The sequence below is a fragment of the Bradyrhizobium sp. NBAIM01 genome, assembly GCF_020194115.1.
Lineage (GTDB): Bacteria > Pseudomonadota > Alphaproteobacteria > Rhizobiales > Xanthobacteraceae > Bradyrhizobium > Bradyrhizobium yuanmingense.
The window spans coordinates 229,833-243,142 of sequence record NZ_JADYVU010000002.1 but is presented as its reverse complement, the minus strand read 5'-3'; the positions used below and the strand labels follow the sequence as shown (position 1 = coordinate 243,142).

Here is a 13,310-nt window from a genome sequence, read left to right as displayed (position 1 = left end):
TTTCTCGTGATCTACGTCGTTGCAACCTTGACCATCAAGCCCGAGACGCGCGCCGAATTCATTGCAGCCGCCACCGCCTGCATCAAGGAGACGCGGAAAGAGCCCGGCAATATCGCCTATGACCTGCATGAGAGCGTCACCGACCCTGCCAAGATGGTGTTTGTCGAACAGTGGGAGAATATGGAAGCGCTGGGGCCGCATCGGGCTGCCGAGCACATGAAGACGTTCGGCCGTGTTGCTGTGAAATGCTTCACGGCGCCGCCGAAGATCGAATACATCACGCCCGAGAAGGTCGAGACACGGTAAAGAGGTAAGACGCATGATCCGGGCGACGCAGGTCAGGGGACAGCACCGCTTCACGGAAGCTCCGTCGGACACGGTCGTGCTCGATTTCGACGATCGGCACCGTCGTCGCATGGTGATGACGGGAACGCGTGGTCTCGAATTCCTGCTCGACCTGGAACATGCCGTCGCGCTGCGCGGCGGGGATGCGCTGGTGCTGGAGGATGGAAGGCTGATCGAGGTGGTCGCGGCGCCCGAGCCGCTGCTCGAAATCCGCGGCCGCGATCCGCACCACCTCGTGCGCGTCGGCTGGCATCTCGGCAACCGTCATCTGCCGACCCAGATCATGGCCAAGGCCCTGCGCATCCGCCGCGATCACGTCATCGAGGCGATGGTGAAGGGCCTTGGCGCGCGTGTGATCGAGATCGAGGCGCCGTTCGATCCCGAAGGCGGCGCCTACGCCGATGCCGGCCACGCGCATGGACACGACCATGCGCATCACGATCGCGGCCATCATCACCATGACCATGGCCACCACCATGATCATGGCTCGCACGACCATAGCCACGAGCACCACCATCACCACGACGAGCATTGCGATCATCCCGACCATCACCACGGCCACAAGCATGCTCATGACCACAAATGAGCCGGTCGGCGCCGGTGATCTTGCCGAGGGCGAGGCGGCGGCGCTGTACCGGTTGATGACCTGGCTGTCGCCGGCATTTCCGGTGGGCGGTTTCTCCTATTCCAGCGGCATCGAATGGGCGGTCGAGGCGGCCGACGTGATCGACACGACGACGCTGGCGGATTGGCTCGATGCGATGCTCGGCGACGGCTCCGGCTTCTGTGACGCGACGTTTCTGGTCCACGCCTATCGCGCCACGGAATCGGGCGAGACGGCCGCATTGAACGAGATCGCCGAGCTCGCGAGCGCCTTCGTGCCGTCGCGCGAGCGGCAGCTGGAGACGACCTCGCAGGGCCGCGCCTTCATCGATATCTCGCGCGCCGCGTGGGATGCCGACGGACTGGACGCGACGGTCGCGGCATGCGGCGCGCCATTGGTCTATCCAGTCGCGGTGGGTGTGGTTGCCGCGATGCACGCCGTGCCGTTGGCGCCGACGCTGCACGCCTTCCTGCATGCGCTGGTCTCGAACTGGATTTCCGCCGCCAGCCGGCTCATTCCGCTCGGCCAGACCGATAGCCAGCGTGTGCTGGTGAAGCTGGAAGCCGCCGTCGCCGCCACCGCCAATCGCGCGCTGAATGCAACCTTGGATGATCTCGGCAGCGCGACGTTCCGGGCCGATCTCGCCAGCTTGCGGCACGAGACGCAATATACCCGCTTGTTTCGGTCGTGAGCGGTGCGGCCGTCAAGTCATCAGGAGAGAACGAGTCACATGGCGAAATCTCACGGTCCCTTGCGTGTCGGCGTCGGCGGTCCGGTCGGATCGGGCAAGACCGCGCTCATGGACCTGCTCTGCAAGACCATGCGCGAGCGCTATGACATTGCGGCGATCACCAACGACATCTACACCAAATGGGATGCGGAGTTCCTGGTGCGTTCGGGATCGCTGACGCCGGATCGCATCGCCGGCGTCGAGACCGGCGGTTGTCCGCACACGGCGATCCGCGAGGATGCCTCGATGAATCTCGCTGCGGTCGCGGACATGCGCGCCAAGTTTCCCGGACTTGACCTCGTGCTGATCGAATCCGGCGGCGACAATCTCGCTGCCACTTTTTCCCCGGAGCTGGCCGACCTCACCATCTATGTCATCGACGTCGCCGCTGGCGACAAGATCCCGTCCAAGGGCGGCCCCGGCATCACCCGGTCCGACCTCCTGGTCATCAACAAGACCGACCTTGCGCCCCATGTCGGCGCCTCCCTGGAGAAGATGGAGACGGACGCCAGGCGCATGCGCGGCGAACGTCCCTTCGTCATGACCAACCTCAAGAAGAGCGAGGGGCTCGACCGAATCGTCGGCTTCATCGAGGCCAAAGGCGGCCTGAAACGGGCGGGCTGACCGGACGCGACCAGTTGGCGCAGGCGTTTTTCGTCGTTAACGCTTGGGGCCGTGCCGCAACCCACGGAACAAATTTCGGACACGGCGATTAACTACCTCCGGCGCCCGGGGCGAATTCATCCCGGCCAGACCATCGGCCGGGCGGATTAAGCTTTTCAGGCGACCCAAGTTGCGTACTGATGCCTCCTCCTTCATTATCTCCGCCACTGGGGTTTACCCTGCTTCGGCCTCTGGCCGTTCGAGCGGCGTTCATGTGCTCCGTGTTCATTGCCGACCTCCTGCTTTCGCCTGAGTAATCGCGTGGTCAGGCTGGGTTTCATCATCGGCTTCATCGCTCTGCTCGGGGCCTTGCTCTCCGGGCTTGCGGCTTATCGCGTCCACGACCAGGAGCTGGCGCTGGACCGGATCGCGCTAGCGCGGGCGATCGACGTGCATGCGAGCCTGGTTCAGGACCGCCTGACCGAGCGGGAGCTGCTCGCGCGTGTCGCCTCGGGCCTGTTCCGCGCGCCGTCGGTGATCAAGCCGAACATGCTGGAGCCGCTGCGCTCGGCGATCTACGCCTTCAAGACCGACTTTGTGGTGGCCGGCTGGATCGCCCGGCTGAAGCCGAACGAGCTTGCGGACGCGCAAGCCGCCATCGCCAGCGCCGGCTTCCCGAATCCGCAGATCCGCTCGTTTGACGACAAGCCGATCAATCCTGCCGATGTCACCCAGCCGATCGACGTGCTGTTGGATCTCGAGCCGCGCAGCAACGAGACCACGGCCTTGCCCGGCCGCAGCTACGATCAGGATCCGGTTCGCAGCGCGATGCTCACGCGGGCGCGCGCCCAAAAGAGGTCGGTTGCCTCCGACCCGGTGCCGTTGATCCGCGGAAACGGGCCGATCGGCATCATCGTGGCCGCGCCAGTCGTTCCCGAGGGTGCGACGGAGCCGGCCGGCTTCGTCACATTTTCCTACGAGCTCGCCTCGCTGATGCTGGCCAATGACGACATGTCGCTGTTCGCGGTGGCGCTCAGGGATCCGCGCAAGGACGGCGGCGAGCTGATCGCCAATGATCAGGGCGTGGTCTCGACGCGGATCGCGGCGGCGGACGGGGCCCCGTCGGCGACGCGCACGGTGAGCTTCGGTGGCCGCGATTGGCAGCTCGGCTATTACGCGAAGACCAATTCGGTGCGCCGCGCCGAGCAGACCGCCATCATCGTAGCGGCGATCGGCTTTGCCATCACCGCAATGGTGTGCGGCCTGTTCGGTTACGTCGCCTACAACAATCTGCGGCTCAGCCGGGAGATCCAGGTCAGGATCGGATTCGAGCGGCGGTTGACCGCGGTGATCGACGAGCTCAACCACCGCGTCAAGAACATCCTGGCGGTGATCCAGTCGATCGTGACGCGCACCTTGCGCCACGGCTCGGACATCGACATCGCGCGCGAGCTCCTGATCGGGCGCATCCACGCCATGTCCAATGTGGTGTCGCTGCTCAGCGAGAGCCAGTGGCAGGGTGTCAAGTTGAAGGGCCTGTTCGAGGCGCGCGCGATTCCGCATGCCGATCGCATCGCCGTCACCGGCCCCGACATCGCGGTCAGCGCGCGTGCCGCACAGAGCCTGTCGCTGCTGTTCTTCGAGCTCGCCTCGCATTCCGACGAGGGCCTGTCGCTGGTCGGCAAGCACCCGCACATCACCGCCAACTGGACGGTGACCGGCGAGGAGGGCGACGAGGTCTTCCATTTCCGCTGGGAGGAGTTCAACACCAGCGAGGCGACGCGCCGGCCCGATTCCGATTTCGGCCTGATCCTGCTCGACCGCGTCGCGCCCGAGGCGCTGGGCGGGACCGCCAAGCGCTTCTTCACCGACGTCTCCTACGTCTATGAATTGACCGCGCCGATGGAGACGGTCGTCGACATGACCGAGCGCGACCGCACGGATAAAATCTCGGCGCCGGTCAGGCCGGTGCGCGGCTAACCTTTCGGTTGCAACACCAGATCGACGAGGCTGCGCGCGTAGCCGGGTGTGATCGGCGCGATGCCGAAGATATAGCGGTAGAACAGGCTGCCATAGATCGCGTCGTAGAGATTCTCAGGAGGACCCTCGGCCTGAATGCTGCCGTCCTTCTGGCCGGCGGCGATCATGTCCACCAGCGCGTCGCGGCGGAATTGCAGGTACCGGGCGTAGAACAGCTCGGCCGACCCGGTCTTGGAAATGCATTCGGAGACGACGGCGAGCTGCACCTTGCCGAACTCGCCCTGCAGCGCCTCGGCATAGGCGGCGGCGTGGCGCCGCGCGCGCGCCGCGGGCGTGCCCGCGCTCGCGGGCGGCAGCGGCAGCATCTGCGACGCATGGTGGAGGAAGGCGTCGATCAGCAGCGCTTCCCGCGACGGCCACCATTTGTAGATCGTCATCTTGGAGACGCTGGAGTGCCGTGCGATCGCATCGATGGTGGTGGCGGCAAGGCCGGTGGTCGCCATCAGTGCATAGGCGCTTTCGAGGATGGCGTTGGTGGTCTCAATCGACCTTGGCCGGCCGCGCCGGGGCGCGCGCTCCGCCTCTTCACGCCCGTCTTTCGCCATCGCCACGCCCGGTCTCCTCACGCAGGGTCCCGGCATAGCCCAGGGGCGGCATTCGGCCTAGCAGAATCGCACGATTTCGTCGCGAAGCGATCAGCTCTGGGCCTGCTGCCGCAGGGCTGCCGGCAGATCCTGCCGTTTCGACCAGGCGATGTAGTAGGCGAGCCCGGTCATCGCCGCGAAGCCGGTGATGCTCACCGCCACCTGCATCACCGCCAGGTTCGGCCCGGTGATTAGGATGAGGTGGCCAGCGAAGGATAGGAACACGGCGACGCAGAATACCGCGAGCCATTCCTCACCACATGCGATCACCGCTTGCAGCGGTTTCCATCTCAGGCCGGGGTGATCCGCCGGAATGAGATGGGTGGCAATGAACGCGAGGGCGAGGAAGTGGACCACCCGATAGGGAGCGAGGTTTTCCTTGTCGGTCGGAGCGATGCTGTTGAGGAGCAGATCGGGCAGGTAAGCCGACAGCGCCGGCGAATGGCGCATCAAGGTGACGGCCATCGCGAAGACCAGGTAGGCGCCGGCGAGGATCCGCAGCCAGGACATGCCGTGCAGCGCACGTCCCGGAGCGCCCGTCACGGCGAACCAGCCGCCCAGCACCATCAACATCTGCCAGCACAGCGGATTGAAGGTCCATTCCCCGTCCGGATAGATCCGAAAATTCCAGTCGAACCAGCGTGCGGCGAGATACAGCGCGACCGATGCCGCCAGCGTCAGGTTCGGGCCCCGCAGCAGGCCCCACAACGCGAACGGAAAGAACGCCATCAGCGGGACCATCAGCTGCAGCAGGTCAAGGTTCAGCGGCTCTTCCTGGAGCACGAGACCGCGGACCAGGATGCGCAGTGGATGCTCGAGAATTCCGGAGATGTTGTATTGGTGGATGATCTCCGGCGCCATCGATTGCCTGGCGACATAGGCGATGGCATCGATATAGATCACGAACAGCACGACATAGGCGGCATAGAGCCGCCAGACCCGGCGAAAGATGCGCGTCGCCGCGACCAAGTAGCCGCGTTCCAGCGCCATCCTGCCATGGATGATGGCGACCCCATACCCCACCACGAACACGAACAGGTCCGCCGCGCCGCTGAAGCCGAAATTGCGCAGCGTCAGCAGGTTGACGACGTTGTTGGGAATATGGTCGACGAATATGGACCAATTGGCGATGCCGAGCGTCAGATAGAGCCTGGCGTCATGCTGGAATGCGGCGAGGTTCGCCTTGACGGACGGTTTCATTGAGCAAAATAGCTTTGGGAATCAGGATGATGCTTTTAACGGCAACCGCCTGCTCGTCCGAGTAGCGTTTGCGTGAGCAGGGAAGAACCGCGCCAAACGGCGTCAAATGTGCCGCTTGCTCTATGAAATGCAGATAGATGCGCGCGCAGTAATTATAATGCCGGACTCTACTCGGCAGGTTCGGCCGACACCTCGTCGGACACGCCGGCGCGGCTCGCCAGGATGCCCAGGGCGACGCCCCCGATCGCCAGGATCGGCAGCAGCCGCTTGACGCCGATGGCACGAACGATCTGGAGCCCGGTGGCGAGGAGCATCGGATCTGCAAGCATGCTCTGCGCGGCCGATTTCGCGGCGCGCTCGGCCGCGATCTGGGCGCGTTTCTGCACCTCGCGCTTGTAGCTCCAATAGGAGCCTGCCGCGGCCAGGGTCAACAGGAAGAAGATGCCGGCGCCGGCAAGACAAGCCTGCACCGGGCCATATTTCTGCAGCACCCAAATGAAGACGGCGGCACAGAGGAAGCCTGTGGTCACGAGCAGCGCGAAGGCAGCGCCCGCGGCAAGGGAGGTCAGCCGAACCGTCGTGCCGGTTGATGCGCTGATGCCGTCGATGATGCGCTGAAACATGGCCTTGCTCCTCAATCCCCGCCAGCCGAATGGTCACGAGCCAACAGCGGCGGCGTGCCGCCGCCGTATCAAATGGGCGTCGACATCCTTAGCGACGCCAGGCGACGCCGATCAGGAAGCCGATGCCGAGCGCCAGCCCGACGGTCGCCAGCGGCCGCTGCGTGATCGCCTCTTCCAGCGTCTCCTCGATCGAGCCGTAGGCGTCATGTGCAGCTTCCATCATCGCGCTGCCGCGCTCGGACATGTCGTCCATCGCGGAGTCCATGTTCTCGCGCGCCTGGCGATAGCCGCGGCGAGCCTGCTTGCTGGTGGAGTTGGCGAAAGTATTGAGCGCGTCGGTGATCTGGTCGGTGAGGGCGGCGATATCGCTTTTCACGGCTGCTACATCCTTTTCGAGGCGGTCTCGGGTGGCTTTGTCGGTCCAGTCTCTCATCCCGGCTTCGGCATTGGGCGTGGACATCGGGAGCTCCGAACTGTTGACGGCTGAGATGGGCGGAGAACGTTTCGTCGCCGGGTAAGTTCCGTTCGCTGAAACCGGTCAGGCTTGCGGCAGCTGCGGCGAATTCTCCGGCAATAGGTGGTCCTTCAGGATCAGCGCGACGATCAGGAGCGGCGACGACAGGAACGCGCCCATCGGCCCCCACAGCCAGGTCCAGAACGCGAGCGCGAGCAGCACGGCGAGCGCGTTCAGGGCGAGCCGCCGCCCGATGATCGTCGGCGTGATGAAGTGACCCTCGAGAAAGGTGAGGCCACCGAAGGCGAGCGCGGCCATCAGGCCGCCGCCGAGGGTCGGGAAGGCGATCAGCCCGACCACGACCAGCACCACGAACATCGCCACGGGCCCGATGATCGGGATGAAGTTGAGCGTGGCCGCCAGTGCGCCGAGCCCGGCCGGATTGGGCATTCCGGTCAGCGCACAGATCAGGCCGGTGGCGACGCCGACGCCGACATTGATGAGGGTGACGGTCAGCAGATAATTGCCGAGATGGACCTCGATCTCGTTGAGGATCCGGAGCGTGCGCAGCCGCGCGTCGTGATTGCTGAAGGTCATGATCATGGCCCGCCGCAGGTCGCGCCAGCTTGCGATGAACAGGATCAGGGTGACGAAGAACAGCAGGAATTCGGTAAAGGTCGGTGACAGGAATTCCAGCGTCGGCTGCACCCACTCGATCTTGGGCATGTGCAGGCTCGGCAATCCCTCCGAGCCGCCGAGCATGGCTTGCAGCTCCCGCCAGAGCGCAAGCGGCCGGTCGAACACGTGCAGCTTGTCCTTCAATTGCGCGCCGAGCTCTGGCAGGCGCGTGCTCCACGCCATGACCGGCGAAGCGATCAACGCGACGGCGAAAGCGACCACCGCGCTCACTGCGACCACGATCAGCACGGCGCCGACGCTGCGTGGGACCTTGCTTCGCTCCAGGAAGGTGGCCGCCGGAGACAGCATGGTCCCGATGACGAACGCCATCACGACCGGCAGGAAGAACGCCCGGCCGACATAGAGCACGGCGACGATGGCGATCAGCAACAGCCCGGCCAGCGCGAACGCGACGAATTCAGTGCGGCGGATCACCGGCGGCAGCTCGACATGGCTCTCGGGAAGCGGATCGCCTTCGCTGTTGCCGGAAATCAAACGTTCACTGGGTAGGACGCGCACAATATCTCTCCCGCACGGAATCCGTGATCCGCGCGCCCATTGATGACGTGACTAATGCTTGGGCGGCGTGCTGGTTCCATCGCGGCTTCGTGAACGGATGCTCGCTTGACTGTGACGTCGCTGCCGCACGCTGCGCCGGAACTTCGATCGAGGCGGCGGAGTTTGTTGAGGCAGCGCATCACCTGATGCACATCCAACGGGGCAGCTCATGACAAAGTTGTTTGCAGTCCGTCGCAGCTTCTCGCCGCGCGCCGTCGGCGCGTTCGCCTTCGCAACCGCTCTTCTCGCAGTGCCGGTGGGCACCGCAAGCGCCCAAACCTTCGGCTATGCGCCGATGCAGCGGGTGTATCCGCAGGACCTTTACTCGCAGGGCCAATACTTGCAGGGCCAACACTTGCAGGACCAAGGCTATTCGCAGGATGACATCAACGAGGCGCCGCAGGTCGCCGATGAGGATGCCCAATTGCCCGACCGGCTGCGCAGGCAGATCGTCGGCTTTGACCGGAGCGAGCCGGCCGGTACCATCGTCATCGATACCAACAGCACCTATCTCTATTACGTGCTCGGAGGCGGCCGCGCGATCCGCTACGGCGTCGGCGTCGGCCGCGAGGGCTTTACCTGGTCGGGCGTGCAAAGCGTCAGCCGCAAGGCCGAGTGGCCGGACTGGCATCCGCCGGCCGAGATGATCGCGCGCCAGCCCTATCTGCCGCGCTTCGTCGCCGGCGGGCCCGGCAACCCGCTCGGTGCGCGCGCGATGTATCTCGGCTCGAGCCAATACCGCATCCACGGCACCAATGATCCCTCCACCATCGGCAAGTTCGTCTCGTCCGGCTGCATCCGCATGACCAACGAGGACGTCGTCGACCTGTATAGCCGCGTCAATGTCGGCGCCAAGGTCGTGGTGCTGCCGAAGAACGCGCCGTTAATGGCGAAGGGAGGTGATCCCGTGCGCAAGCGTCCGGCCGTGACGACACTGCCTTCGGGTCGGCAGGCGCTGAACATGACCACGTCGGCCGTGAATTAGTCTGCGAGGTCCTATGGCGAGACGGCTGATTGACAAACTGGCGGGCGGAGCGGCGATTGTCGTCGTCGTCTCCAGCGGGCTGGCGATGGCGCCGTCGGCGCATGCGCAGGATTTCTTCTCGGGCCTGTTCGGCGGCTTTCGGATGCGGCCGCCGCCGGAAATCCGGATGCCTTTCCCCACCGACGATATGCCGCGCTATGAGGCGCCACGCCAGCGCGCGTCCTACGGCGGCGGCACCGCCTATTGCGTGCGCAGCTGCGACGGTCGCTACTTCCCGGCACAAGGCAATGATGCCGAGAGCAAGGCGCAATCCTGCAAGAGCTTCTGCCCTGCCTCGGAGACCTCGCTCGTCTATGGCGGCAACATCGACGATGCCACGACTGAGAAGGGAAAGTCCTATTCCGACCTGCCGAACGCGTTCCGCTATCGCAACGAGATCGTCGCGGGCTGTACCTGCAACGGCAAGGACCCGGTCGGGCTCGCATCGGTCAAGGTCGAGGACGACCCGACCCTGCGCAAGGGCGACATCGTCGCCGGCGCCAATGGCCTCGTGGTCGCCAGCCGCAATGCCAATGACCGCCGTGGCGTCGCGATGAACTTCTCGCCGCTGCCGGAATCGGTGCGTGCCAGATTCCGTCAAGTCCCGGTGGTGGCGAAGGAGTAGGGAGCGCCCGATCGGACGGCGTCCGAACCTTGTCGGACGGCCAAATGCTGGACTAGGCCCGCCGCGGGACGTTGCGCGGCAGGGTTTCCGAGATGGAACCGGCTTGGGTGCAGCGCGTTAGAACAGCGTAGCAATTGCCTGAAGGGGGCCTCGCGATGCTGGTCGGCGTACTCGTCACCTTTCTCGTCGTCATTCTTGTGCTTTATCTCATCAACATGCTGCCAATGGACGGCCGCGCCAAGCAGATCGCGCGCGTCATCGTCATCATCATCGGCATTGTCTCATTGCTGAAATATCTCGCGGTGTTCTAGCGGGGGTAGGCGCGTAGCCCGGATGGAGCGAAGCAAATCCGGAGTCTTGCCACAGCGAAACCGATCCCGGATTGCGCTACGCTGCATCCGGGCTACGAATGCAAATGTTTTCAAATCAAAAGCCCCGGCTTTCGCCGGGGCTTCGTTCGTGCTGCTTCAGTGCAGCGACTTCAGCCAGTCGTCGACATCCTGACGGACCTGGTCCTTGGCCTTGCCGTAACGCTCCTGCAACCGGCCCTCAAGCTGCTCGCGGCGGCCCTCGATCAGCTGGAGGTCGTCGTCAGTGAGCTTGCCCCATTTCTCCTTGGCCGATCCCTTGAACTGCTTCCAGTTTCCTTCGATCCGATTCCAGTCCATGACCATCTCCCGTTGGTTGATGGCCCGACAACGCGAGGCGCACGCAGCCTGTTCCGTGACACAGCGCGACGTTTCGCCCAACGAAAAAGCCCCGGTTTCCGCCGGGGCTTTCGATGTTCCGTGACTCTGCTCAGCCGAGCGCCTCTTTATCCAAGAGCCTCTTTTATCGAAGAGCCTCTTTATGCAAGAGCCTTTTTATGCAAGAGCCTTGGCCTCGCGGCGGCGCGCGGTGAGGATGTATTCGGTGTAGCCGTTCGGCTGCTCGCGCCCCTTGAAGATGAGGTCGCAGGCGGCCTTGAAGGCGACGCCGTCGAAGGCGGGCGCCATCGGCTTGTAGATGGGATCATCCGCGTTCTGCTTGTCGACGACGACGGCCATGCGCTTAAGCGATTCCATCACCTGCGCCTCGGTGATGACGCCCTGATGCAGCCAGTTGGCAAGGTGCTGGCTGGAAATGCGCAAGGTGGCGCGGTCTTCCATCAGGCCGACGTCGTGGATGTCGGGCACCTTCGAGCAGCCGACGCCCTGGTCGATCCAGCGCACGACATAGCCCAGGATGCCCTGGCAATTGTTGTCGATCTCCTGCCTGACGTCATCGGGCGCCCAGTTCGACTTCGACACCGGAATGGTGAGGATGTCGGACAGCTTTGCGCGCGGTCCGCCCTTGGCGAGTTCCTCCTGGCGCGCGATGACGTTGACCTGGTGGTAGTGCAGCGCGTGCAGCGTCGCCGCGGTCGGCGAGGGCACCCAGGCGGTGGTGGCGCCGGCCTGCGGATGGCCGAGCTTCTGTGCCAGCATGTCCGCCATCTTGTCGGGCGCGGCCCACATACCTTTGCCGATCTGGGCGTGGCCGGGCAGGCCATCGATCAGGCCCATGTCGACGTTCCAGTCCTCATAGGCCTTGATCCAGGCCTGCGCCTTCATCTCGTTCTTGCGGATCATCGGGCCCGCTTCCATCGAGGTGTGGATCTCGTCGCCGGTGCGGTCGAGGAAGCCGGTGTTGATGAACATGATGCGCTTGGAGGCGCGCTGGATGCAGGCCTTGAGGTTGACGGTGGTGCGTCGCTCCTCGTCCATGATGCCGACCTTGAGCGTGTTCTCGGGCAGGCCGAGCATCTTCTCGACGCGGTCGAAAATCTCGCAGGTCAGCGAGACCTCGTCCGGGCCGTGCATCTTCGGCTTGACGATGTAGGCAGAACCGGTGCGGCTGTTCTTGACCTTGGAATTGCCCTTGAGGTCGTGGATCGCGAGCAGGCCCGAGACGGCGGCGTCCAGCAGGCCCTCCGGAACCTCTTCGCCCTTCTCGTCGAGCACCGCGTCCGTGAACATGTGGTGACCGCAATTGCGCATCAACAGCAGGCTGCGGCCGTGCAGCTTGAGCTCGCCCTTGCCGTCCGGCGTCTTGTAGAGGCGGTCGGAATTGAGCGAACGCGTCAGCGTCTTGCCGCCCTTCTCGAAATCGGCCGACAACGTGCCGTTCATCAGGCCGAGCGTGTTGCGGTAGACCAGCACCTTGTCCTCGGCATCGACAGCGGCGACCGAGTCCTCCATGTCGAGGATGGTGGAGACCGCGGCCTCCATGATCATGTCGGCGACGCCGGCCGGATCGTCCTTGCCGATCGCGCTGCTGCGGTCGATCTTGACCTCGATATGCAGGCCGTTGTTGACGAGCAGCACGGCGCTCGGCGCAGCCGCATCGCCCTGGAAGCCCGCGAACTGCGCGGCGTTCTTCAGCGCGGTGGCGTTGCCGCTCTTCAGCTTCACCGCGAGCTGGCTCGCGACGATGCTATAGCCGGTCACGTCGGTGTGGCTGCCGGTCGCGAGCGGCACGGCGTTATCGAGGAACGCCTTGGCCTTGGCGATCACCTTGTCGCCGCGTGCCTTGTTGTAGCCCTTGCCGCTCTCGGACGGATCATGCGGAATCGCATCGGTACCGTAGAAGGCGTCATAGAGCGAGCCCCAGCGTGCGTTCGCCGCGTTCAGCGCGTAGCGCGCATTGGTGAGCGGCACGACAAGCTGCGGGCCGCAGATCTTGCCGATCTCCTCGTCGACATTGGCGGTCTCGACCTTCTGCGTCGCCGGCTCCGGGACGAGATAGCCGATCTCCTTTAGGAAGGCGGTGTAGGCATTGAGGTCGAACGCCTTGCCTTTATTGGCGCGGTGCCAGTCGTCGATCTTGGCCTGCAGATTGTCGCGGAATGCGAGCAGCTCGCGGTTCTTCGGTCCCAGCTCCTTGATGATGCCGGCCAGCCCGGCCCAGAACGCATCCGGCGCGATCCCGGTTTTCGGGGCCGCTTCCTTGGCGATGAAGTCAAACAGGACGGGTGCGATCTTCAATCCGTGGGCGTCGACGCGTTTCATGATGGGCTTTCTTGTTGGAAATGGCTGTTTTTGGCTGCTTTTGACCCGACAGCAGCAAAATGCGCCCACGCGGGGCGGCTTTCGGGGGCCTATTAGCCCCAAAAAAGAGGCCGTGAGAAGACCCCCGGGAGCTTGTCAAAATGTCAAGGCGAGGATCTGGATTGGTACGCCGTTACAGACTTGAGCCCAGCTCCGCACCACGCGCACAACTGC

At 64.3% G+C, this 13,310-nt stretch carries 15 protein-coding genes; 8 read left to right on the top strand and 7 right to left on the bottom strand.

Features of this window, described 5'->3' with window-relative positions; genetic code table 11:
* Nucleotides 1-6 precede the first annotated feature (6 nt).
* From I6F31_RS07505 to I6F31_RS07485, 5 genes are all read left to right on the top strand, one after another.
* A complete protein-coding gene (locus tag I6F31_RS07505) occupies nt 7-306 on the top strand; it encodes a putative quinol monooxygenase (protein ID WP_035998129.1) in 300 nt (99 codons plus the stop codon).
* Nucleotides 307-319: 13 nt separating this feature from the next.
* Complete coding sequence (locus I6F31_RS07500) at nt 320-931, top strand: urease accessory protein UreE (RefSeq protein ID WP_225146395.1); 612 nt, start codon at nt 320-322, stop codon at nt 929-931.
* The gene (locus I6F31_RS07495) at nt 912-1,640 is read left to right on the top strand and encodes an urease accessory protein UreF (protein WP_225146507.1); all 729 of its coding nucleotides are present in this window, start codon (nt 912-914) and stop codon (nt 1,638-1,640) included. The genes I6F31_RS07500 and I6F31_RS07495 overlap by 20 nt, the downstream gene beginning before the upstream one ends.
* 39 nt (nt 1,641-1,679) lie before the next feature.
* Complete coding sequence (gene ureG / locus I6F31_RS07490) at nt 1,680-2,303, top strand: urease accessory protein UreG (RefSeq protein ID WP_025033975.1); 624 nt, start codon at nt 1,680-1,682, stop codon at nt 2,301-2,303.
* Nucleotides 2,304-2,603: 300 nt separating this feature from the next.
* On the top strand, nt 2,604-4,262 hold the full coding sequence (locus I6F31_RS07485; protein ID WP_035998135.1) for an HWE histidine kinase domain-containing protein: 1,659 nt from the start codon (nt 2,604-2,606) through the stop codon (nt 4,260-4,262).
* Here I6F31_RS07485 and I6F31_RS07480 read toward each other — a convergent pair.
* The 5 genes from I6F31_RS07480 to I6F31_RS07460 form a co-directional block, all read right to left on the bottom strand.
* On the bottom strand, nt 4,259-4,867 hold the full coding sequence (locus I6F31_RS07480; protein ID WP_035998138.1) for a TetR/AcrR family transcriptional regulator: 609 nt from the start codon (nt 4,865-4,867) through the stop codon (nt 4,259-4,261). The two genes, I6F31_RS07485 and I6F31_RS07480, sit on opposite strands and share 4 nt — an antisense overlap.
* Nucleotides 4,868-4,957: 90 nt before the next feature.
* A complete protein-coding gene (locus I6F31_RS07475; protein WP_035998141.1) occupies nt 4,958-6,106 on the bottom strand; it encodes an OpgC domain-containing protein in 1,149 nt (382 codons plus the stop codon).
* 167 nt (nt 6,107-6,273) lie between these two features.
* Nucleotides 6,274-6,729, bottom strand: coding sequence for a hypothetical protein (locus I6F31_RS07470; protein ID WP_057028148.1), 456 nt, complete (start codon nt 6,727-6,729; stop codon nt 6,274-6,276).
* 88 nt (nt 6,730-6,817) lie between these two features.
* Nucleotides 6,818-7,189, bottom strand: coding sequence for a DUF883 family protein (locus tag I6F31_RS07465; protein ID WP_035998171.1), 372 nt, complete (start codon nt 7,187-7,189; stop codon nt 6,818-6,820).
* 78 nt (nt 7,190-7,267) lie between these two features.
* Nucleotides 7,268-8,380 carry an AI-2E family transporter gene (locus tag I6F31_RS07460; RefSeq protein WP_035998174.1) on the bottom strand — a complete coding sequence of 371 codons (1,113 nt, stop codon included), beginning with the start codon at nt 8,378-8,380 and terminating at the stop codon, nt 7,268-7,270.
* Between the two features lie 208 nt (nt 8,381-8,588).
* On the opposite strand from I6F31_RS07460, the gene I6F31_RS07455 reads away from it, so the two are divergent.
* The 3 genes from I6F31_RS07455 (at nt 8,589) to I6F31_RS07445 (ending at nt 10,379) form a co-directional block, all read left to right on the top strand.
* Nucleotides 8,589-9,404: a L,D-transpeptidase gene (locus I6F31_RS07455; RefSeq protein ID WP_035998178.1), complete on the top strand. Its 816-nt coding sequence runs from the start codon at nt 8,589-8,591 to the stop codon at nt 9,402-9,404.
* A 13-nt stretch (nt 9,405-9,417) separates the two neighbouring features.
* Entirely contained in the window at nt 9,418-10,068 is a 651-nt protein-coding gene (locus tag I6F31_RS07450) for a DUF2865 domain-containing protein (protein ID WP_035998181.1), read from the top strand.
* 155 nt (nt 10,069-10,223) lie between these two features.
* Nucleotides 10,224-10,379, top strand: a complete 156-nt coding sequence (locus I6F31_RS07445; RefSeq protein ID WP_008546817.1) for a Thivi_2564 family membrane protein — start codon at nt 10,224-10,226, stop codon at nt 10,377-10,379.
* Nucleotides 10,380-10,535: 156 nt separating this feature from the next.
* Here the strand turns inward: I6F31_RS07445 and I6F31_RS07440 are convergent, their stop codons facing one another.
* Nucleotides 10,536-10,736 (bottom strand): CsbD family protein, encoded by a 201-nt coding sequence (locus I6F31_RS07440; protein WP_008546815.1) that lies wholly within the window; start codon nt 10,734-10,736, stop codon nt 10,536-10,538.
* Nucleotides 10,737-10,931: 195 nt separating this feature from the next.
* Nucleotides 10,932-13,097 (bottom strand): malate synthase G, encoded by a 2,166-nt coding sequence (locus I6F31_RS07435; protein WP_035998186.1) that lies wholly within the window; start codon nt 13,095-13,097, stop codon nt 10,932-10,934.
* Nucleotides 13,098-13,310 lie beyond the last annotated feature (213 nt).

Coding starts and splice junctions, on each gene's coding strand:
- I6F31_RS07500 (WP_225146395.1), top strand. CDS start 320: ATGATCCGGGCGACGCAGGTCAGGGGACAGCACCGCTTCACGGAAGCT.
- I6F31_RS07495 (WP_225146507.1), top strand. CDS start 912: ATGCTCATGACCACAAATGAGCCGGTCGGCGCCGGTGATCTTGCCGAG.
- ureG (WP_025033975.1), top strand. CDS start 1,680: ATGGCGAAATCTCACGGTCCCTTGCGTGTCGGCGTCGGCGGTCCGGTC.
- I6F31_RS07480 (WP_035998138.1), bottom strand. CDS start 4,867: ATGGCGAAAGACGGGCGTGAAGAGGCGGAGCGCGCGCCCCGGCGCGGC.
- I6F31_RS07475 (WP_035998141.1), bottom strand. CDS start 6,106: ATGAAACCGTCCGTCAAGGCGAACCTCGCCGCATTCCAGCATGACGCC.
- I6F31_RS07470 (WP_057028148.1), bottom strand. CDS start 6,729: ATGTTTCAGCGCATCATCGACGGCATCAGCGCATCAACCGGCACGACG.
- I6F31_RS07465 (WP_035998171.1), bottom strand. CDS start 7,189: ATGTCCACGCCCAATGCCGAAGCCGGGATGAGAGACTGGACCGACAAA.
- I6F31_RS07455 (WP_035998178.1), top strand. CDS start 8,589: ATGACAAAGTTGTTTGCAGTCCGTCGCAGCTTCTCGCCGCGCGCCGTC.
- I6F31_RS07450 (WP_035998181.1), top strand. CDS start 9,418: ATGGCGAGACGGCTGATTGACAAACTGGCGGGCGGAGCGGCGATTGTC.
- I6F31_RS07445 (WP_008546817.1), top strand. CDS start 10,224: ATGCTGGTCGGCGTACTCGTCACCTTTCTCGTCGTCATTCTTGTGCTT.
- I6F31_RS07440 (WP_008546815.1), bottom strand. CDS start 10,736: ATGGACTGGAATCGGATCGAAGGAAACTGGAAGCAGTTCAAGGGATCG.
- I6F31_RS07435 (WP_035998186.1), bottom strand. CDS start 13,097: ATGAAACGCGTCGACGCCCACGGATTGAAGATCGCACCCGTCCTGTTT.